Here is a 19,289-nt window from a genome sequence, read left to right as displayed (position 1 = left end):
AATTATGAGTAAAGGCATTGTCCTTCTTGCCGCCGGCGGTACCGGCGGCCACGTATTTCCAGCCGAAGCACTGGCCTATAAGCTGAAGGAGCGTGGTTACTCCGTGCACCTCGTCACCGACAGCCGTGCCGAACGCTATGCCGGCAAATTCCCAGCCGATGATATCCATGTCGTGCCCTCGGCGACGATCGGTTCGAAAAATCCGGTGAAGGTCGCGCAAGCCCTTTGGACGCTGTGGACCGGCATGCGTGCAGCACGCAAGCTGATCCAGCGCATCAAGCCCGTCTGCGTCGTCGGCTTCGGTGGCTATCCGACGGTTCCGCCGCTTCTCGCGGCGACGCGCATGGGCGTGCCATCCATGCTGCATGAGCAGAATGCCGTCATGGGCCGCGCCAATAAGATGCTGGCGACGCGTGTACGCGCGATTGCGGGCGGCTTCCTTGCAGAGAACGGCGCATTCGCAGAAAAGACGGTGACCACGGGTAATCCCGTGCGTCCGGCCGTCATCGAAGCCGCGAAACGCCCCTATGCCCCCTCGGGGCCGGATGATCCATTCAATCTCGTCGTCTTCGGTGGCAGCCAGGGCGCGCAATATTTCTCGAAGGCCGTGCCGACGGCGATCAGCCTGCTTGAGGAGCCTCTGCGCAAGCGGCTGCGTATTACCCAGCAGGTACGCCCCGAGGACATGGAGACGGTCAACAGCTGCACGAGAAAGCTCGAAATGGGCGCCGATATCGCGCCGTTCTTTAACGACATGGCGGAGCGCATCGGTGCAGCGCATCTGGTTCTCTGCCGCTCCGGAGCTTCGACCGTCTCCGAGCTCGCGGTCATCGGGCGCCCGGCGATCCTGGTTCCCTATCCGCATGCGCTCGATCACGATCAGGCGGCCAATGCGGCAGCGCTCGCGGCAACCGGAGGCGTGAAGGTCATCGCGCAGTCGGATCTGACGGCGGAGAAACTTTCCACCATCCTGCGTGGCGCCATGACCATGCCGGAAAAGCTCGCAAAGATGGCTGCATCGGCCAAGCAGGCGGGCAAGCCGGATGCGGCAAACTTGCTTGCCGACATGGTTGAGGCTATTGCCGCGGGACGTTCAATTCAGCAATTCAAGGGGGCAGGCGCATGAAGCTGCCGAAGGCAATCGGCCTTGTGCATTTTATCGGTATCGGTGGCATCGGAATGAGCGGCATTGCCGAGGTTTTGCACAACCTCGGCCATCGCGTGCAGGGTTCCGACCAATCGGAAAGCGCCAACGTGCAGCGGCTGCGCGACAAAGGCATTCCGGTCCATATCGGCCACAGGGCTGAAAACCTCGGCGATGCCGAAGTCGTCGTCGTCTCCACCGCCATCAAGAAGAGCAATCCGGAGCTTGTCGCCGCTCGCGAAAAGCTGCTGCCGGTCGTGCGCCGTGCCGAAATGCTGGCCGAACTGATGCGTTTCCGCAGCGCCATTGCGATCGGCGGCACGCATGGCAAAACCACGACGACGTCGCTGGTGGCGACGCTTCTGGAAGCCGGCGGCCTTGATCCCACGGTTATCAACGGTGGCATCATCAATGCCTATGGCACCAACGCGCGCATGGGTGAAGGTGAGTGGATGGTGGTCGAGGCCGATGAATCGGACGGCACTTTCCTGAAGCTGCCGGCGGATGTCGCCGTCGTCACCAATATCGATCCCGAACATCTCGACCATTACGGTAATTTCGATGCCGTCCGCGCCGCTTTTCGGCAATTCGTCGAGAACGTGCCGTTCTACGGCTTCGGCGTCATGTGCATCGACCATCCGGAAGTGCAGTCGCTTGTGGGGCGCATCGAGGACCGCAAGGTCATCACCTACGGCGAGAATCCACAGGCCGACGTGCGTTTTTCGAATGTGCGGATCGATGGCACGCGCTCGCTATTCGACATCGAGATCCGCAGGCGCCGTACCGGCAAGGTGATCCAGATCAAGGATCTCGTCATGCCGATGCCTGGCCGCCACAATATTTCCAATGCGACGGCTGCCGTCGCTGTTGCCAACCGGCTCGGAATTTCCAGCGAGGCGATCGCCAAGGGGCTTGCATCCTTCGGCGGCGTCAAGCGCCGCTTTACGCTGACCGGCGAATGGAACGGGGTCAAGGTCTTCGACGACTACGGTCACCATCCCGTTGAAATCAAAGCAGTGCTGAGGGCCGCGCGCGAAGCCTGCAAGGGCCGCATCATCGCCGTTCACCAGCCGCACCGCTATACGCGCCTGTCGAGCCTCTTCGAGGAATTCGCGGCCTGCTTCAACGATGCCGACAGCATCTTCCTGGCGCCCGTCTATGCCGCCGGGGAAGAGCCCATCGAAGGTATCGATTCGCAGACATTGGTTTCGCGCATCAAGGCCAGTGGCCATCGCGATGCGCGCTATCTGCCGTCACAGGAAGATCTTGCCGCCATGGTTGCAGAGATTGCGCAGCCTGGTGATTTTGTGGTTCTGTTGGGGGCTGGCAGCATCACATATTGGGCAGCATCATTGCCAAAGGAATTGGAAGGCCTCTCAGGTAAGTCCGCATGAAACAGGTAGATGGGGAAAAGCTTCTGGCGTCGCTTGGCGACGGCGTAAAGGACATCAGGGGACGGCTGACGCCGGACGCACCGATGGATCGTGTGACGTGGTTCCGCGCCGGTGGGCTGGCGGAGCTGATGTTCCAGCCGCATGACACGGACGATCTCATCACGTTCCTAAAGATCCTGCCGGAAGATGTGCCGCTGACGGTCGTCGGCGTGGGTTCAAACATATTGGTGCGTGATGGTGGCATTCCGGGCGTCGTCCTCAGGCTTTCGGCCAAGGGCTTCGGTTCGGTCGAGCTTGCCGGCGAGAACCGCATCCTGGCCGGTGCGATCTGCCCGGACAAGCATGTCGCAGCCATGGCGATGGATAACAGCATCGGCGGTTTCCATTTCTATTACGGCATTCCCGGGAGCATCGGCGGCGCTGCACGAATGAATGCAGGCGCCAATGGTGCCGAAACCCGTGAGCGCGTCGTCGAAGTGCATGCGGTCGACCGCAAGGGCAACAAGCACGTCTTGACCAATCCGGAGATGGGTTACAGCTACCGCCATTCCGAAGCATCTGAAGATCTGATCTTCACCCACGTTCTTTTCGAGGGGTACCCGGAGGATCGAGCCAAGATCCGCACCGAGATGGATGCCGTGCGCGCTCATCGCGAAACAGTGCAGCCGGTACGCGAGAAGACCGGCGGTTCAACCTTCAAGAATCCGGACGGTTTCTCCGCCTGGAAGCTGATCGACGAAGCGGGCTGCCGCGGCCTGGTTATCGGCGGCGCGCAGATGTCGTCGCTGCATTGCAACTTCATGATCAACATGGGGCAGGCGACGGGTTACGATCTGGAATATCTCGGCGAACAGGTGCGCCGCGAGGTTTTCGAAAAATCCGGCATTAAGCTGGAGTGGGAAATCAAGCGCCTCGGAAACTTCATGCCTGGCCGGGAAGTCCGCCCGTTCCAGGGGGTAACGACCGAGTAGGCCCTGACTGCAATCGTTGCCATCTTCATAAAATGATTCAATAAAAAAGGCCGGATTTTCACCGGCCTTTTCAATTGGTTATGCCTGTTTGCTCAGACTTCGTCATTGCCTGAGAGCAGGATGCCGATCAGCGAGAGTACTGCTGCGCCGGCGAGATAGTAGCCGACATAGACGAGGCCGTAATTGGTCGCAAGCGAAGTGGCGATGTAGGGCGCCAGGGATGCACCGACGATGCCGCCGAGATTGAAGGTCATCGAAGCGCCGGTATAGCGCACGCTGGTCGGGAAGGGTGCCGCCAGAGCCGCGCCGATCGGGCCATAGGTAAAGCCCATGAGGGCAAGACCGATGATCGAGCAGGCGAAGGCGCCGGCAAGGCCGGCCGTCAGCAGCGACGAGTAGAACAGGCCGAAGATAAGAATGCCGATGGTCGTCAGGATGAGGACCAGACGGCGCGAATAGCGGTCCGACAGCAAGCCGGAGACCGGGATCATCAGGCCGAAGAAGACGACGCCAACAAGCTGAACGACCAGGAACTGACCCTGCGAATAGCCGAGGCCGGCCGGAAGGGGCCCGTTGCCCGGAGGGCGGGTGCCCCAGCTCAGGGTGAATGCCGTCATCAGATAGAACAGCACGAAGGTCGCGACGGCAATGATGGTGCCGAGAATCAGGCTGCGGAAATGCGAGCGGAAGATGACCGCGATCGGAACGGAAACGCGCTCTTCCTTCTCGATGGCGCGCTGGAATTCCGGGGTTTCGGTGATCTTCAGGCGGACATACAGACCGACGGCGACCAGCACGATGCTGATCAGGAAGGGAACGCGCCAGCCGTAGTTGAGGAAATCCGCATCCGCCATGCTCTCGCGCAGGATGAGGAAAAGACCTGCCGAAAGGATGAAGCCGATGGGCGCACCGAGCTGCGGGAACATGGCATACCAGCTGCGCTTGCCTTCCGGCGCATTTTCCGTCGCAAGCAAGACAGCGCCGCCCCATTCGCCGCCAAGGCCAAGGCCTTGGCCGAGGCGGCAGAGCGCCAGCAGAATCGGTGCGAGAACGCCGATCGACTCATAGGTCGGCAGCATACCGATCACGACCGTCGAGAGGCCCATGGTCATCAGAGCGGCGACGAGGGTCGCCTTACGGCCGATTCGGTCTCCGAAATGGCCGAAGATCATCGCGCCGATCGGGCGCGCGAAGAAGGCGATGGAAAAGGTCGCGAATGACTGCAGGGTTGCCGAAGTCGGATCGCTTGCCGGAAAAAACAGCTTCGGGAAGACGATAACCGCCGCCGTTGCATAAACATAGAAATCGAAAAATTCGATCGTTGTGCCGATGAGGCTCGCGATCAGAACACGTGCCGGGGAATTCGCAACAGCATTGTTCGATGACGAGGGAGTCGGCGATAAGGGAGATATCGCGTCAGTCATGTTCCCACCAATTCAGAGGATGCTAAGGCGCGCTTAGCGTAAGAAAATTGTCCTTAACGTAATTTTTGTTCAACGCAAACGTTAACTGCGCAAGAAATCAGCGGTTGCGTGCTATTATTTTGCCGTAATGTTGATTCGTGGGCAATCAGGCGGCGTTTGTTTGTTGGAGAGGCGTGCTCCGGCGAGTCCCCTTACCGGAATTTCTTTTTCACCAATGGCCGATTCTCGCTTGGATTGCGGGCTGAGGAGAAGGATTTTCATGCAGAAAAAACTCATTGCTGAGTTTCTTGGGACGTTTTGGCTCGTTTTCGGTGGCTGCGGCAGTGCGATCTTCGCAGCAGCCTTTCCGAGCCTCGGTATTGGTTTTCTAGGCGTTGCTTTTGCATTCGGTTTGACAGTGCTGACCATGGCTTTTGCCGTAGGCGGCATATCGGGAGGGCACTTCAACCCGGCCGTCTCGGTGGGCCTGACGGTGGCCGGCCGTTTTCCGGGCAGTCAGCTTCTCCCCTATATCATTGCGCAGGTGATCGGCGCCATCGCCGCTGCGGCTGTGCTCTATCTGATCGCAAGCGGCAAGGCTGATTTCCAGCTCGGCGGCTTTGCTGCGAACGGCTATGGTGAACATTCCCCCGGCGGCTATTCCATGGTGTCGGCATTGGTGGCTGAAATCGTCCTGACGCTGTTCTTCCTGGTCGTGATTCTGGGTTCGACGAGCAGCAAGGTGCCGGCCGGTTTTGCGCCGATCGCCATCGGCCTGGCGTTGACGCTGATCCATCTGATTTCGATTCCGATCACCAACACGTCGGTCAATCCGGCCCGTTCGACGGGGCAGGCTCTCTTCGTCGGCGGCTGGGCTCTGCAGCAGCTTTGGCTGTTCTGGGTCGCTCCCATCGTCGGCGGAGCGTTGGGCGGATTGGTCTGGAAACTGGTCGACGACGGCGAATAATCTCAGCCTCATTTTAAAGCCGGAAGCCCCGCATCGAGCGCTCGATGCGGGGCTTATTGTTTAAAAAAATCCAAATGTAGTGATTTCAAAAGTAGCAACTCCATGATTCCAATGGCAGAATTCTTCAAGTCGGTTTGATTCGAAGCATGCTTCCATCGCCTGGTCGGCGGAAAGTTAACGAAAGTAAACGCTTCATTAACCTTAATGTCGTTCTAATCGGCCTATTGAAAGCGGGCGAGAATCGCGGTTAGGCGAGGCCCTGCAAACGCAAGGTAGAGACCGTGAAGTCGGGGGTATTGATGGGTGGCAAGCATGTGGCTGTCCTTTTGGGCGGATTTTCCTCGGAGAGGCCCGTCAGCCTTTCCTCGGGAAAGGCATGCGCCGATGCACTCGAAGCCGAAGGCTTTCGAGTTACCCGTGTCGATGTCGGTCATGACGTCGCCAGCCGCTTGACCGAGCTGAAGCCGGATGTGGTCTTCAATGCATTGCATGGTCCCTTCGGCGAAGACGGCACAATCCAGGGCATTCTGGAATATCTGCAGATTCCCTATACGCATTCCGGCGTGCTTGCCTCGGCTCTTGCGATGGATAAGTCACGAGCGAAGACGGTCGCTGCTGCCGCGGGAATTCCCGTTGCGAGTTCGATCGTCATGGATCGCTTCGCTATCGTTGGCGAGCACCCGATGAAGCCGCCGTATGTCGTCAAGCCGGTACGCGAAGGCTCGAGCTTCGGTGTCGTGATCGTCAAGGAAGATCAGGCGCATCCGCCGCAGATCGTTACCTCCTCTGAATGGCGCTATGGCGACGAAGTCCTGGTCGAGCGTTATATCTACGGGCGCGAGCTGACCTGCGGCGTCATGGATGGCAAGGTTCTCGGCGTGACCGAGATCGTGCCGCTCGGTCACAGCTTCTATGATTATGACGCCAAGTACGCCAAGGGTGGCTCAAAACATGTCTTGCCGGCGGAAATTTCATCGAATCTTTACCAAAAGATACAAACATTATCGTTAAGGGCGCATGAAGCTATCGGCTGCCGCGGCGTTAGTCGATCTGACTTCCGTTTTGACGATCGCTTTTCCGAAGAGGGCGAACTTGTCTGGCTGGAGATCAATACTCAGCCCGGCATGACTCCTACCTCCCTAGTGCCTGAAATGGCCGCTCACGCCGGCTACTCTTTTGGTGAATTTCTCCGGTGGATGGTGGAGGACGCGTCTTGTTTGCGCTGACGGTCAAAAATATGAGGCGGTCCCGTCATCGCGTCCCGCTCGCCATCGACGACGTCGAGGATGCATTCGTCCTGCCGCGTCCGCTGCGCCGGACTGTTCGTTTTCTGGTCAGTCTCGGTTCGGGCCGCATCAATGTTCCGGCCCATACCGGTACTGTTTCGGCCCTCGTTCTGCTGGCTGCGACCGGCCTCTATGGCATGTCGGTCGGTGGTCATACACAGGCTGTGGCGGAAGCAACGACGTCTGCTGCCGGTTTCGCTATCGAAGATGTGAAGGTCTCCGGCAACGACGAGACGTCCGAAATCGAGATCCTGCAGTTGCTCGGCCTCGATGGTACGACCTCGCTCGTCGCTCTCAATGCCGATGCCGCCCGCCAGAAGATCGAGAGCCTGCCCTGGGTTCAGGATGTCGAGGTTCGCAAGGTCTATCCAAAGACCGTCGAGGTTAAGCTCAAGGAGCGCAAGGCTTACGCCATTTGGCAGCACGGTTCCGAGCTCTCGCTTATCGAGAAGGATGGCAGTGTGATTGCGCCGCTGCGCGACAACAAGTTTGCCAAGCTGCCGCTCTTCGTTGGTCGTGATGCCGAAACCGCTGCCGCCTCCATCGACGACCAGTTTGCGAAATGGCCGGAAATTCGTGGTCATGTGAAGGCATTCGTGCGTGTCGCCGGTCGCCGCTGGGATCTCTATCTGGATAACGGCGTGATCATCAAATTGCCGGAAGACAATATCGACGGCGCGCTCGCGCGGCTGACCAAGCTCGACAAGGATCAAAATCTTTTGCAGCGGGATATCGCTGCCGTCGATCTTCGGATCGATGACCGTACCGCCATAGAGTTAACTCCGGATGCCGCAGTTCGTCGCCAGGCCGCAGTCGATGCAAGAAACAAGGCTTTGAAGAAAGCAGGTCAGGATACATGAGCTTATTTGGTTCGTCCCATTTCGGCCTGCCTCGGTTGAAGCCACTGTCTTCGAAGCGGTCGCATATCGTGTCGGTCCTCGACATCGGCTCGACGAAGGTCGTCTGCATGATCGGCCGCCTGACGCCGCGCGAGGAGAGCCAGGTCCTGCCGAACCGCACCCACAATATCGAGATCATCGGTATCGGGCATCAGCGTTCCCGCGGCATCAAGACCGGCGTCATTGCCGATCTGGACGCGCTGGAAGGGGTCGTCCGGCTTGCCGTCGATGCCGCCGAGCGCATGGCGGGCCTCACGGTCGATAGCCTGATCGTCAATGTTTCGGCCGGCCGTCTTGGCAGCGATATTTATACTGCGACCATCGATCTTGGTGGCCAGGAAGTCGAAGCCAACGATCTCAAGAAGGTTCTGGCTGCGGCCTGCCAGCAGTCGATCCGTCAGGAGCGTGCGGTGCTGCACTCGCTGGCAACCGGCTATTCGCTGGACGGCGAGCGTGGCATCCGCGATCCGCTGGCAATGTTCGGCGACGCGCTTGGTGTCGACATGCATGTGGTGACGGCCGAGCGTGCGGCGCTCCGCAACCTCGAACTCTGCATTAATCGCGCGCATCTCTCGGTCGAAGGCATGGTGGCCACACCTTATGCCAGCGGTCTTGCAGCCCTCGTCGACGATGAAGTCGAGCTCGGCTGCGCCGCGATCGACATGGGCGGCGGCACGACGACGATTTCGGTCTTTGCCGAGGGCAAGCTGGTGCACACCGATGCTGTCAGCCTTGGCGGCCATCACGTCACCACGGACCTTGCCCGCGGCCTTTCCACCCGCATCGAGGATGCGGAGCGGCTGAAGGTCGTTCATGCCTCGGCGCTCGCGAATTCTTCGGAAGAGCGCGAACTGATTTCCATCCCGCCGATCGGCGAAGACGAGCGTGACCAGCCGACACAGGTGCCGAAGGCGCTGGTGTCGCGCATCGTCAAGGCTCGCATCGAGGAAACCCTCGAGCTCATTCGCGATCGCATCCAGCGTTCGGGCTTCAGCCCGATCGTCGGCAAGCGCGTCGTCCTGACGGGCGGTGCGAGCCAGCTGACCGGTCTGCCCGATGTGGCGCGCCGGGTACTTGCCCGCAATGTCCGCATCGGCCGTCCGATGGGCGTGTCCGGTTTGCCGACGGCAGCCAAGGGACCGGCTTTTTCGACGGCGGTCGGTCTGATGATCTATCCGCAGGTCGCAGACATGGAAACACATGCGCCGAGCAGCGGTCTGCTCTCGTCGTTTGGAGGCAATAACAGCCGGATCGGCCGTGTGGGCCAATGGCTGAAAGAGAGTTTTTGAGTGCCTGATCCCGGCGTTCAGTCCGGGGCAAGCGTCAGGCAAGTGAAATCGAGTGAATTGGCCGGCGTGGCGATGCGGCCATAAAGAGAAGGAACGGGTACAATGACTATCAAGCTGCATAAGCCAGATATCACCGAGCTTAAGCCGCGAATCACCGTGTTCGGTGTCGGTGGCGGTGGCGGCAATGCCGTCAACAACATGATCACGGCAGGTCTGCAGGGCGTCGATTTCGTCGTCGCCAACACGGATGCTCAGGCACTGACCATGACGAAGGCGGAGCGGATCATCCAGCTCGGCGTCAACGTCACGGAAGGTCTCGGCGCCGGCTCGCAGCCGGAAGTCGGCCGTGCAGCTGCGGAAGAATGCATCGATGAAATCATCGATCACCTGAACGGCACACATATGTGCTTCGTCACCGCCGGCATGGGCGGCGGTACGGGCACGGGGGCCGCTCCTGTCGTCGCACAGGCCGCTCGCAACAAGGGCATCCTGACCGTCGGCGTCGTGACCAAGCCGTTCCACTTTGAAGGCGGCCGCCGCATGCGTCTCGCCGAGCAGGGCATCCAGGAACTGCAGAAGTCGGTCGACACGCTGATCGTCATTCCGAACCAGAATCTGTTCCGCATCGCCAACGACAAGACGACTTTCGCCGACGCGTTTTCGATGGCCGACCAGGTTCTCTATTCGGGCGTGGCGTGCATCACCGACCTGATGGTGAAGGAAGGTCTCATCAACCTCGATTTCGCCGACGTCCGTTCGGTCATGCGCGAAATGGGCCGCGCCATGATGGGTACGGGCGAGGCTTCCGGCCAGGGTCGCGCAATGCAGGCTGCCGAAGCTGCCATTGCCAACCCGCTGCTCGACGAAACCTCGATGAAGGGCGCGCAGGGCCTGCTGATCTCCATCACCGGCGGTCGTGACCTGACCCTGTTCGAAGTCGACGAAGCCGCAACCCGCATCCGCGAAGAGGTCGATCCGGACGCCAACATCATCCTCGGCGCTACCTTCGACGAATCGCTTGAGGGCATCATCCGCGTTTCTGTCGTCGCGACCGGCATCGATCGCGCGATGAACGAAGCCTCCGACAGGGGCATGGAATTCCGCACGGCCGCAAAGCCTGCTATGCGTCCTTCCGCGGCCGCCGCTCCGGCAGCGGCCGCAGTTCAGCCTGCCCACGTCTCGCAGGCCCAAGCCGCACAGGCTGCCGCTCCGGCTCCTCGTACCGTGGATCCGGTCGCTCAGACCATCCGTGCGGCAGAAGCCGATCTGGAGCGCGAACTGGAATTCCAGATGGGCCGGCAGGCTCAGACGCCGCCGCAGCCCGTCATGCAGCAGCCCGCCGCGCCGGAAGATAACTTCCGTCCGCAGAGCCGCATCTTCGCAGCCGCTCCGGAACCTCAGCCTGTCCGTCAGGCTCCGGTTCAGCCACAGCAGCAGGCGCCGGTCATGCATCAGCAGCCGGTCATCCGCCAGGCTCCCGAGCAGGTCCGCATGCCGAAGGTCGAGGATTTCCCGCCGGTCGTTAAGGCCGAAATGGAACACCGCGCCCAGCCGGCCGCTGCCCAGGCGACCGAGGAACGTGGTCCGATGGGTCTGTTGAAGCGAATCACGAATTCGCTCGGCCGTCGCGAAGAAGATCCGGCTTTCGATGACATGATGGCTCCGACGAACAATGCGGCGCCGCAGCGGCGTGCACCGTCGCAGGAAGCAAGCCTCTACGCTCCGCGCCGCGGCAATCTCGACGATCATGGCCGCCCAGTTCCGCAGGCACGCATGGCAAGCCATGAGGACGATCAGCTTGAGATTCCGGCCTTCCTGCGCCGTCAGTCGAACTGACCCGCAACGGGCAGCCTTTTAATAGGTTACTAACCATATTGAGTGAATCCGGGGCCGAAAGGCTCCGGATTTTCTTATTTTATACCTGTTGGCCTATTTAAAATTATCCAATGAGTTCAATGGGATGCTTTCGTAACAAAACGAAAGAAACAGTGATTTGGAATGCGGTGTCTCGACGCGTATGTAAATACTAAGCAAGCCCGCTGAATCACATTCGATGACGAATGCATGTGACGTGCGTGGCATAGTTAACAGACTGAACCGGCGATAAAGGGTAAGCGTCCGAAGATGACCGCCCGGCCTGGATCAGACAGACGAAGGCAGAATTAAATGGCAATTGGATTGCTTGGTTTTCAGACCACCATTGCAAACCCTGTGACACTTTCCGGTATTGGCGTTCATTCCGGTGCCAACGTGTCGATCACCTTCTATCCCGCCGAAGCCGGTACCGGTGTCGTTTTCCAGCGCCAGCACGACAATGGCGATGTGACCGAACTTCGCGCCGTTTCCTCGCAGGTCGGCAATACGGATCTCTGCACGGTTCTCGGTTTTTCTCCGGCGCGCTCCGTCGCGACGGTCGAGCACGTCATGGCGGCGATCTATGCGATCGGCCTTGATAACGTCGTCGTCGAAGTGTCCGGCGCGGAAATGCCGATCATGGACGGCAGCTCCTATCCTTTCATCGAGGCGATCGAGCAGGCGGGTATCGTCTCGCTCGGTGTCAAGCGTCGCTACATCCGCGTCATCAAGCCGGTGCGGATCGAAGCTGGCGGCTCCTGGTGCGAGTTCCGCCCCTATGACGGCACGCGCTTCGAAGTCGAGATCGATTTCGAATGCCCGCTGATCGGCCGCCAGAAGTGGGAAGGCGATCTGACGGCCGAGACCTTCAAGACGGAACTGTCGCGCGCCCGTACCTTCGGCTTCATGCGCGACGTCGAGTCGCTTTGGGCTTCGGGCCATGCGCTGGGTTCGTCGCTGGAAAACTCCGTCGTCATCTCGGACGACAACACCGTCATCAACGTCGAAGGCCTGCGTTACGCCAAGGACGAATTCGTCCGCCACAAGACGCTGGATGCCGTTGGCGATCTGGCTTTGGCGGGCGCGCAGTTCATTGGCTGCTACCGCTCCTATCGTGGCGGCCATCGCATGAATGCGAATGCTCTGAAGGCATTGCTGAGCGATTCGACGGCTTATGAGGTCGTTGAAACTTCGGCACCCCGCCAGCGCGGTCACGGTCGCGAGTATATCGCGGTCAACGCCCCGGAGTTCGCTCCCTGGTCGGCGTAATCCTTTCGGGATTGGAATGAGAAAAGCTGCCGCTCTGATGAAGGGCGGCTCTTTTTTTGACGGCGACTCACTGGGGCTGCCTTCGGCCGCGGAGCGGCGGCGGAACGGCTTGGGCGATATGAGAAATCGCTGTCAAAACAGTGATTAAAGGCTGCGGTTATGCAGTCTTTGCCACAAAAATGCGTTAATGCACCATCAATGCGTTGCCCTGATGGTGTTTTTGCGGCTAGAAACGCCAGCGAGAGAGAACGCCGTCTCCGCAACGACGGCTATGGGACAGTCATCCGATGGGTTTTGCAAGGTCTGAACGCATGAATATCACAGCACGGGCTTTGCTCGTATCGCTCCTTCTGGCCGGTACCGGTGCGGTGGTGACGGGATGTAATACGAAAAAGGATATCGACATCACCAAGCTCGGTGTCGAGACCGATCCGCCGGAGATGCTCTACAATCAGGGCCTTGCCAACATCAAAGCCGGCAACATGACGGAGGCCGGCAAGAAGTTCGATGCCATCAATCAGCAGCAGCCCTTCTCCGAATGGGCGCGCAAGGCATTGGTGATGAGCACCTTCGTGAAATACCGCACGGGCCGGTATGATGAAGCGGTGCAGACCGGCAATACCTATCTCAAGCAATATCCGGCCTCGGAAGATGCCGACTATGTGCAGTATCTGGTCGGTTCGTCCTATGCCAAGCAGATCGTGGATGTGACGCAGGATCAGCGTGCGGCGCAGCAGACGATCGAGGCGATGACCAAACTCGTCAATACCTATCCGAAGTCGCAATATGTCAGCGACGCTCAGGAAAAGATCCGCTTTGCCAAAGATCAACTCGCCGGCAAGGAAATGCAGGTCGGCCGTTATTATCTGGAGCGCAAGGATTATCTGGCTGCCATTTCCCGTTTCCGCGTGGTGGTGGAGCAGTATCCGACTACGAACCAGATCGAAGAAGCGCTGGCTCGACTCGTCGAAGCCTATTATGCGATGGGTATTGTCCAGGAAGCCCAGACAGCCGCCGCGGTTCTCGGCCACAACTATCCGGACAGCCGCTGGTATAAGGATTCCTATCAGCTGCTGAAGAAGGGCGGCGTAGAACCGAGCGAAAACTCGGGCTCGTGGATTTCCAGAGCAGGCAAGAAACTTCTTCTTGGGACGTGAGATTGAGCGCAGATGCTGATCCAGCTTTCGATCCGCGATATCGTTTTGATCGAGCGGCTGGATCTTGCCTTCGAGTCCGGGCTTTCGGTTTTGACCGGCGAGACGGGAGCGGGCAAATCCATCCTGCTTGACAGCCTGTCGCTTGCCCTGGGCGGGCGCGGTGATGGCGGGCTCGTGCGCCATGGCGAAGAGCGCGGCCAGGTGACGGCGGTATTCGATGTCGGCTCGCAGCATCCAGCCCGCAAGCTCCTGCGTGAAAACGGCATCGACGACGACGGCGACTTGATTTTCCGCCGCGTTCAATCCGCCGATGGCCGCACCAAAGCCTTTGTCAACGATCAGGCGCTCAGCGTTCAGCTCATGCGCCAGATCGGGCAACTTCTCGTCGAAATTCATGGCCAGCACGACGACCGGGCGCTCGTCGACACGGATGCGCATCGCACCTTACTCGATGCTTTCGCGGGTCTTGCTGACAAGGCACAGGACGTCGGCAGGCTTTACAAGATCTGGCGGGATACCGAGCGCACGTTAAAGAAGCACCGAGAGCAGGTGGAGCGGGCTGCCCGCGAGGCCGACTATCTTCGAGCTTCCGTCGAGGAATTGGAGAAGCTCTCGCCGCAGGACGGTGAAGAGGACGAGCTCGCCGAAAAGCGCTCGCGGATGATGAAGGCCGAGCGCATTGCCGGCGATATCGCCGAGGCCTCGGAATTCCTCAATGGAAACGCATCGCCCGTGCCGCATATTGCCTCCCTGGTGCGCCGGCTCGAGCGAAAGAGCCATGAGGCGCCGGGCTTGCTCGAAGATACCGTCGCCTTGCTGGATGCCGCTCTCGATCAGCTTTCCAACGCGCAGATGGAGGTCGAAGCCGCGCTGCGCAAGACGGAATATGATCCGCGCGAACTGGAGCGGGTCGAAGAGCGTCTCTTTGCGCTGCGGGGCGCCTCGCGTAAATATTCCGTACCGGTGACGGAACTGCCGGCCCTAGTCGCCCGCATGATTTCCGATCTTGCCGAGCTTGACGCCGGCGAGGAACGGCTGGCGCGGCTCGATGCCGAGCTCACCGCCGCCAAGGCCAATTACGACGTCGCCGCGCGCAGCCTGTCGGAGAAGCGCCGCCACGCCGGCGAGGCGCTTGCGGCGGCCGTCATGGCGGAATTGCCTGCCCTGAAGCTCGAGCGTGCACGCTTCATGGTGGAGATATCAAGCGATCCCGAAGCCGCAACGGCCGATGGCATCGATGTCGTGGAATTCCATGTGCAGACCAATCCCGGTACGCGTCCGGGCCCGATTACCAAGGTTGCTTCCGGAGGCGAGCTGTCGCGTTTCCTCCTGGCATTGAAGGTTGCGCTTGCTGATCGAGGCTCGGCGCCGACCCTTGTCTTCGATGAAATTGACACCGGTGTCGGCGGCGCGGTCGCGGATGCGATCGGCCAGCGGCTGAAGCGCTTGTCCGACCGCGTACAGGTATTGTCGGTCACCCATGCGCCGCAGGTCGCAGCCCGCGCTGCGACGCATCTGCTGATCTCCAAGGGGCCGGTTGCTGACGGTTCGGAAAAAATTTCCACGCGCGTTGCCACCATGGAGCCGAAGGATCGCACCGAGGAGATCGCCCGTATGCTTGCCGGCGCTTCTGTGACCGAAGAGGCGAGGGCGGCTGCCAAACGCTTGCTTGCCGGCAACGGATGATCTCACGGCTGTTCTTGCGTCACATAGCCTTCATCGTCCCCGGTTAGGCAGACAAGAATCCGGAGACCGTCAATGCACTCGACCGCACAGCCAAATCACCCAAAAATCGCAGAAACCGTTATCCACCCCACAGCGACCGTAAGGGATTCGAGCATCGGCAGATGCTGCGAAATTCTGGAAGACACGTCTTTACATACGGCCGAGCTCGGAGATTTCTCTTATTTGGGGCCGCGCTGCATCGTTGGCGACGCAACGATTGGAAAATTCTGCGCCATTGCGGCAGAGGTAAGAATTGGAGCGCCGAATCACCCGATGGACCGTCCGTCCATGCACCGCTTCACCTATTGTCCGGAATATTACGCGGCGGACGCCGTACGCGATCATGCCTTTTTCGATCGGCGGAAACAGGATCGCGCTGTCATTGGCAATGACGTTTGGATTGGCCACGGCGTGATCGTTCTGCCGGGCGTAAAGGTTGGAGACGGTGCCGTGCTCGCGGCAGGTGCGGTCGTCACCAAAGATGTCCAGCCATATACTGTCGTCGGTGGTGTTCCCGCCAAATTCATTCGAGAGCGGTTCGCGCGAGCGGTCGCAGAGAGGCTTGCGTCTATCGCCTGGTGGGACTGGCCTTTCGAAACCATCATGGAGCGGCTTGCCGATTTTCAGTCAAGCGACATTGAAGCCTTTTGTGAGCGCTGGTCTTGATCCGCGTCTGAGCAACATGCATCAGAGCCGGCATTTGGGATCAATCATGTCTTCCGCGGACCCGCGGGATTTATGTGCTTCGTTTATTCTCGCCAGAATATAGAAACCGTGCTGCCCGTCGGGCGATACGGCGCCAAAGACGCCGATCACCACGTTTTCCATATTTGCACGGGCGCCATCGACGCCATCCGCGACGAGTTGCAGCGGATTCAAATTCGAGAGGTCATCGGCTGGATGGAAAGTCGCCCACCAACCAGCTCGGGTCTTCAAATCAGTAAACCGGCCGCTTTCAATTGCCGTCGCATGGGCTTTCAAAAGAGCGCGAAAGCGAGGTGTCTCGCAGCCCATGTGAATGTGAAGCCGGTCTTGCGTGCGCCAACTGGCGGCGTTTATCGCCAGCGCAAAATTCTGTGTCGAAGCCTTCGTTGTGCGTGGATCGATTGTCGATAGCTCTTTCCACGCCTCTTCAAAATAGTTCGGCGCTCCCGCGGTCAAAAGGCGAGGATCCTCGATGCCGGGGACATCGGCGAGCGGTGCAAGAATGGTGCGCTCCTTGTCAGCCGGTTCGCGAAGAACAACGTAGGAAGACAACCGATCCTTCGACTGGACTATCTTGAGGCAGGGATATGGCGACCCCGTGAGGTTGGAATTGATCTCACACGCTCTAACGACCAGCCCCAAAGCAGAGCGGCTGACGAAGGAGCTCATGATCAACACGGCAGCAATGAGAGAAATGGAAAGAACGGCGAGACGATGCTTCATGCGTGATTTCGAATTTCTGCTGACGATCCGATCATTCCAAAGGTCTCGCTCTCAAAATAACTTATCTTAAATCCCCGCGATAGTCGGGGAAGAGCCGCAGCCAGGAATTGGAAACAGAATTCCACCAGGGCTGCCTCGATGCTGATATTTCCCGCACCTGTAACACCAAGAACAGCCGATCATGGCGTAAAGTTGTCGTGAACGCTACCATGATGGTCATTGGCGTTCGGTAACTGAAATGCAGATTTTTCCCTTTGTTTTTGCGTGCTGTTGGCGGAAAACCGCTTCGCACTTTTTGCGGAAGTGCTCTAAAACATCTTCGAAGTCGGGGAGTGTAGATTCATGAGCACCGAGCAGAAGCCCGTGGAAGATTTGAGCGAAGAGGAAGCGGCTGCAGCGCTTGCCTATCTAGCTGCGGAGATCGCGCGCAACGACGCGCTTTATCATGGCAAGGATGCGCCGGAGATTTCGGATGCCGAGTATGATGCGCTGAAGCGGCGCAATGATGCGATCGAGGCTCGGTTTCCCGCATTGATTCGTGCCGATAGCCCGTCACGCCGGGTCGGTGCCGCACCCTCGGAGACCTTTGCACCGGTCGTCCACGCAAGGCCGATGCTCTCGCTCGACAACACCTTCTCGCAGGAGGATGTCCAGGATTTCGTCGCCGGCGTCTATCGCTTTCTCGGCCGCCTGCCTGATAATTCCATCGCCTTCACGGCGGAGCCGAAGATCGATGGTCTTTCCATGTCCATCCGCTACGAGAATGGGCGGATGGTCAGTGCCGCGACGCGTGGCGACGGCACGACGGGTGAGAACGTCACCGCCAATATCAGGACCATCAAGGAAATCCCCCAGACTTTGCCAGCCGGCGCTCCCTCGGTCGTCGAAGTGCGCGGCGAGGTCTATATGGCCAAGAGCGATTTCCTGGCGCTGAACGCGCAGATGGAGGCTGAGGGCAAGCAGACCTATGTCAATCCGCGTAATACGGCCGCCGGCTCGCTGCGCCAACTCGACGCCAGAGTGACCGCCAGCCGCAAGCTGAAATTCTTCGCCTATGCCTGGGGCGAGATGTCCGACATGCCAGCCGATACGCAATACGGGATGGTGCAGATTTTCAAATCCTGGGGCTTTCCGGTCAACCCGTTGATGGAGCGCTTGAATTCGGTTGCCGATATTCTCACGCATTACGATCAGATAGGGCTGCAGCGGCCGGATCTCGATTACGATATCGATGGTGTCGTCTACAAGGTCGACAGCCTGGAGCTGCAGGCTCGCCTCGGTTTCCGCTCGCGCTCGCCCCGCTGGGCGACGGCACATAAGTTTCCGGCGGAACAGGCATTCACGCGTCTGGTCGGCATCGATATCCAGGTCGGCCGCACCGGCGCGCTGACGCCGGTCGCGCGCCTCGAGCCGATCACGGTCGGCGGCGTCGTCGTGACCAATGCGACCCTTCACAATGCAGACTACATCAAGGGCATCGGCAACAAGGGCGAGCCGATCCGCGATGGCCGCGATATCCGCGTGGGCGACATGGTGATCGTGCAGCGGGCGGGCGATGTCATCCCGCAGATCGTCGACGTTGTGCTGGAGAAGCGGGAAGCCTCGAGCATGCCGTACGAATTTCCCAAGGTCTGTCCAGTCTGCGGCAGCCATGCCGTGCGCGATATCAATGAGAAGACAGGCAAGGTCGATGCCGTCACCCGCTGCACCGGCGGTTTCATCTGCCGCGCACAGGCAACCGAGCATCTCAAGCATTTCGTCTCGCGCAATGCCTTTGATATCGAGGGCCTCGGCTCCAAGCAGATCGATTTCTTTTTCGAGAGCGAAGACCCGGCGCTGCAGATTAAGACCGCGCCGGATATATTCACCCTGGAAAAGCGCCAGCAGGCGTCGCTGACGAAGCTGGAAAATATCGAAGGTTTCGGCAAGGTCAGTGTAGGCAAGCTCTATGCCGCCATCAATGAGCGGCGCCAGATCGCCCTGCATCGCTTCATCTTCGCCCTTGGCATCCGCCATGTCGGGGAGACGACGGCCAAGCTTCTGGCGCGCTCCTACGGCACCTACGAATCCTTCGAAACGGCGATGAAAGAAGCCGCGCCGCTTACCGGCGATGCGTGGAACGATCTCAACAATATCGAAGGCATCGGCGAGGTGGTGGCACGGGCCATCGTCGAATTCTACAAGGAACCGCGCAACACGCAGGTAATCGCTAAGCTCCTGGAGGAGGTTCGGCCTCAACAAGCGGAGCAGCCGGTGACTTCGGGCAGTCCGGTGGCTGGCAAGACCGTCGTATTCACCGGCTCTCTGGAAAAATTCACCCGCGACGAAGCCAAGGCAAAGGCCGAAAGCCTCGGCGCCAAGGTCTCCGGCTCGGTTTCGAAAAAGACCGATATCGTTGTGGCGGGGCCGGGCGCCGGCTCGAAGCTGGACAAGGCGCGTGAATTCAATGTCCAGGTCATGACCGAGGACGAATGGCTCGATTTGATCGGCGGATGATCGGTGC

The 19,289-nt window shown here is 59.5% G+C and carries 15 protein-coding genes; 13 read left to right on the top strand and 2 right to left on the bottom strand.

The genetic code is table 11. The features are described 5' to 3' along the window. The first annotated feature begins 4 nt into the window (after positions 1-4). The 3 genes from murG to murB are packed head-to-tail and all read left to right on the top strand — an operon-like array spanning position 5 to position 3,509. Positions 5-1,126, top strand: coding sequence for an undecaprenyldiphospho-muramoylpentapeptide beta-N-acetylglucosaminyltransferase (murG, locus tag C7U61_RS11835; RefSeq protein ID WP_106998272.1), 1,122 nt, complete (start codon positions 5-7; stop codon positions 1,124-1,126). Beyond that, positions 1,123-2,538 (top strand): UDP-N-acetylmuramate--L-alanine ligase, encoded by a 1,416-nt coding sequence (gene murC / locus C7U61_RS11830; RefSeq protein WP_106998271.1) that lies wholly within the window; start codon positions 1,123-1,125, stop codon positions 2,536-2,538. Before murG ends, murC begins: the two co-directional genes overlap by 4 nt. Next, positions 2,535-3,509, top strand: a complete 975-nt coding sequence (murB, locus tag C7U61_RS11825) for a UDP-N-acetylmuramate dehydrogenase (protein ID WP_106998270.1) — start codon at positions 2,535-2,537, stop codon at positions 3,507-3,509. The genes murC and murB overlap by 4 nt, the downstream gene beginning before the upstream one ends. 92 nt (positions 3,510-3,601) lie before the next feature. Here the strand turns inward: murB and C7U61_RS11820 are convergent, their stop codons facing one another. After that, positions 3,602-4,933, bottom strand: coding sequence for an MFS transporter (locus C7U61_RS11820; protein WP_106998269.1), 1,332 nt, complete (start codon positions 4,931-4,933; stop codon positions 3,602-3,604). A gap of 259 nt (positions 4,934-5,192) precedes the next feature. On the opposite strand from C7U61_RS11820, the gene aqpZ reads away from it, so the two are divergent. The 9 genes from aqpZ to C7U61_RS11775 all read left to right on the top strand — a co-directional run bounded on the left by aqpZ (position 5,193) and on the right by C7U61_RS11775 (position 16,024). Continuing rightward, positions 5,193-5,879 carry an aquaporin Z gene (gene aqpZ, locus C7U61_RS11815; RefSeq protein ID WP_106998268.1) on the top strand — a complete coding sequence of 229 codons (687 nt, stop codon included), beginning with the start codon at positions 5,193-5,195 and terminating at the stop codon, positions 5,877-5,879. Positions 5,880-6,178: 299 nt separating this feature from the next. Then, a complete protein-coding gene (locus C7U61_RS11810) occupies positions 6,179-7,105 on the top strand; it encodes a D-alanine--D-alanine ligase (RefSeq protein ID WP_106998267.1) in 927 nt (308 codons plus the stop codon). Between the two features lie 11 nt (positions 7,106-7,116). Further along, a complete protein-coding gene (locus tag C7U61_RS11805) occupies positions 7,117-8,025 on the top strand; it encodes a cell division protein FtsQ/DivIB (RefSeq protein WP_181315838.1) in 909 nt (302 codons plus the stop codon). Next, positions 8,022-9,353, top strand: coding sequence for a cell division protein FtsA (gene ftsA / locus C7U61_RS11800; RefSeq protein ID WP_069612528.1), 1,332 nt, complete (start codon positions 8,022-8,024; stop codon positions 9,351-9,353). The genes C7U61_RS11805 and ftsA overlap by 4 nt, the downstream gene beginning before the upstream one ends. A gap of 102 nt (positions 9,354-9,455) precedes the next feature. Continuing rightward, complete coding sequence (gene ftsZ / locus C7U61_RS11795) at positions 9,456-11,189, top strand: cell division protein FtsZ (RefSeq protein WP_106998265.1); 1,734 nt, start codon at positions 9,456-9,458, stop codon at positions 11,187-11,189. A gap of 330 nt (positions 11,190-11,519) precedes the next feature. Next, entirely contained in the window at positions 11,520-12,476 is a 957-nt protein-coding gene (gene lpxC, locus C7U61_RS11790; protein WP_106998264.1) for a UDP-3-O-acyl-N-acetylglucosamine deacetylase, read from the top strand. A 287-nt stretch (positions 12,477-12,763) separates the two neighbouring features. Next, positions 12,764-13,633: an outer membrane protein assembly factor BamD gene (locus C7U61_RS11785; RefSeq protein WP_181315837.1), complete on the top strand. Its 870-nt coding sequence runs from the start codon at positions 12,764-12,766 to the stop codon at positions 13,631-13,633. Between the two features lie 12 nt (positions 13,634-13,645). Beyond that, a complete protein-coding gene (gene recN, locus C7U61_RS11780) occupies positions 13,646-15,319 on the top strand; it encodes a DNA repair protein RecN (RefSeq protein ID WP_106998262.1) in 1,674 nt (557 codons plus the stop codon). Between the two features lie 72 nt (positions 15,320-15,391). Beyond that, the gene (locus C7U61_RS11775; protein ID WP_106998261.1) at positions 15,392-16,024 is read left to right on the top strand and encodes a DapH/DapD/GlmU-related protein; all 633 of its coding nucleotides are present in this window, start codon (positions 15,392-15,394) and stop codon (positions 16,022-16,024) included. A gap of 21 nt (positions 16,025-16,045) precedes the next feature. On the opposite strand, the gene C7U61_RS11770 is transcribed toward C7U61_RS11775, so the two are convergent. Further along, complete coding sequence (locus C7U61_RS11770; RefSeq protein ID WP_106998260.1) at positions 16,046-16,786, bottom strand: CDP-diacylglycerol diphosphatase; 741 nt, start codon at positions 16,784-16,786, stop codon at positions 16,046-16,048. Positions 16,787-17,128: 342 nt separating this feature from the next. On the opposite strand from C7U61_RS11770, the gene ligA reads away from it, so the two are divergent. Continuing rightward, the gene (gene ligA, locus C7U61_RS11765; RefSeq protein WP_106998259.1) at positions 17,129-19,282 is read left to right on the top strand and encodes an NAD-dependent DNA ligase LigA; all 2,154 of its coding nucleotides are present in this window, start codon (positions 17,129-17,131) and stop codon (positions 19,280-19,282) included. The last annotated feature ends 7 nt before the right edge of the window (positions 19,283-19,289 follow it).

Source organism: Rhizobium sp. JAB6, from assembly GCF_003024605.1.
GTDB lineage: Bacteria > Pseudomonadota > Alphaproteobacteria > Rhizobiales > Rhizobiaceae > Rhizobium.
The sequence above is the reverse complement of the archived record's forward strand: the minus strand, read 5'-3'. Positions and strand labels throughout refer to the sequence as shown.

Bases quoted from the DNA above. Each gene is read 5' to 3' on its own strand.
- murG (WP_106998272.1), top strand. From the start codon at position 5: ATGAGTAAAGGCATTGTCCTTCTTGCCGCCGGCGGTACCGGCGGCCAC.
- murC (WP_106998271.1), top strand. From the start codon at position 1,123: ATGAAGCTGCCGAAGGCAATCGGCCTTGTGCATTTTATCGGTATCGGT.
- murB (WP_106998270.1), top strand. From the start codon at position 2,535: ATGAAACAGGTAGATGGGGAAAAGCTTCTGGCGTCGCTTGGCGACGGC.
- C7U61_RS11820 (WP_106998269.1), bottom strand. From the start codon at position 4,933: ATGACTGACGCGATATCTCCCTTATCGCCGACTCCCTCGTCATCGAAC.
- aqpZ (WP_106998268.1), top strand. From the start codon at position 5,193: ATGCAGAAAAAACTCATTGCTGAGTTTCTTGGGACGTTTTGGCTCGTT.
- C7U61_RS11810 (WP_106998267.1), top strand. From the start codon at position 6,179: ATGGGTGGCAAGCATGTGGCTGTCCTTTTGGGCGGATTTTCCTCGGAG.
- C7U61_RS11805 (WP_181315838.1), top strand. From the start codon at position 7,117: ATGAGGCGGTCCCGTCATCGCGTCCCGCTCGCCATCGACGACGTCGAG.
- ftsA (WP_069612528.1), top strand. From the start codon at position 8,022: ATGAGCTTATTTGGTTCGTCCCATTTCGGCCTGCCTCGGTTGAAGCCA.
- ftsZ (WP_106998265.1), top strand. From the start codon at position 9,456: ATGACTATCAAGCTGCATAAGCCAGATATCACCGAGCTTAAGCCGCGA.
- lpxC (WP_106998264.1), top strand. From the start codon at position 11,520: ATGGCAATTGGATTGCTTGGTTTTCAGACCACCATTGCAAACCCTGTG.
- C7U61_RS11785 (WP_181315837.1), top strand. From the start codon at position 12,764: ATGGGTTTTGCAAGGTCTGAACGCATGAATATCACAGCACGGGCTTTG.
- recN (WP_106998262.1), top strand. From the start codon at position 13,646: ATGCTGATCCAGCTTTCGATCCGCGATATCGTTTTGATCGAGCGGCTG.
- C7U61_RS11775 (WP_106998261.1), top strand. From the start codon at position 15,392: ATGCACTCGACCGCACAGCCAAATCACCCAAAAATCGCAGAAACCGTT.
- C7U61_RS11770 (WP_106998260.1), bottom strand. From the start codon at position 16,786: ATGAAGCATCGTCTCGCCGTTCTTTCCATTTCTCTCATTGCTGCCGTG.
- ligA (WP_106998259.1), top strand. From the start codon at position 17,129: ATGAGCACCGAGCAGAAGCCCGTGGAAGATTTGAGCGAAGAGGAAGCG.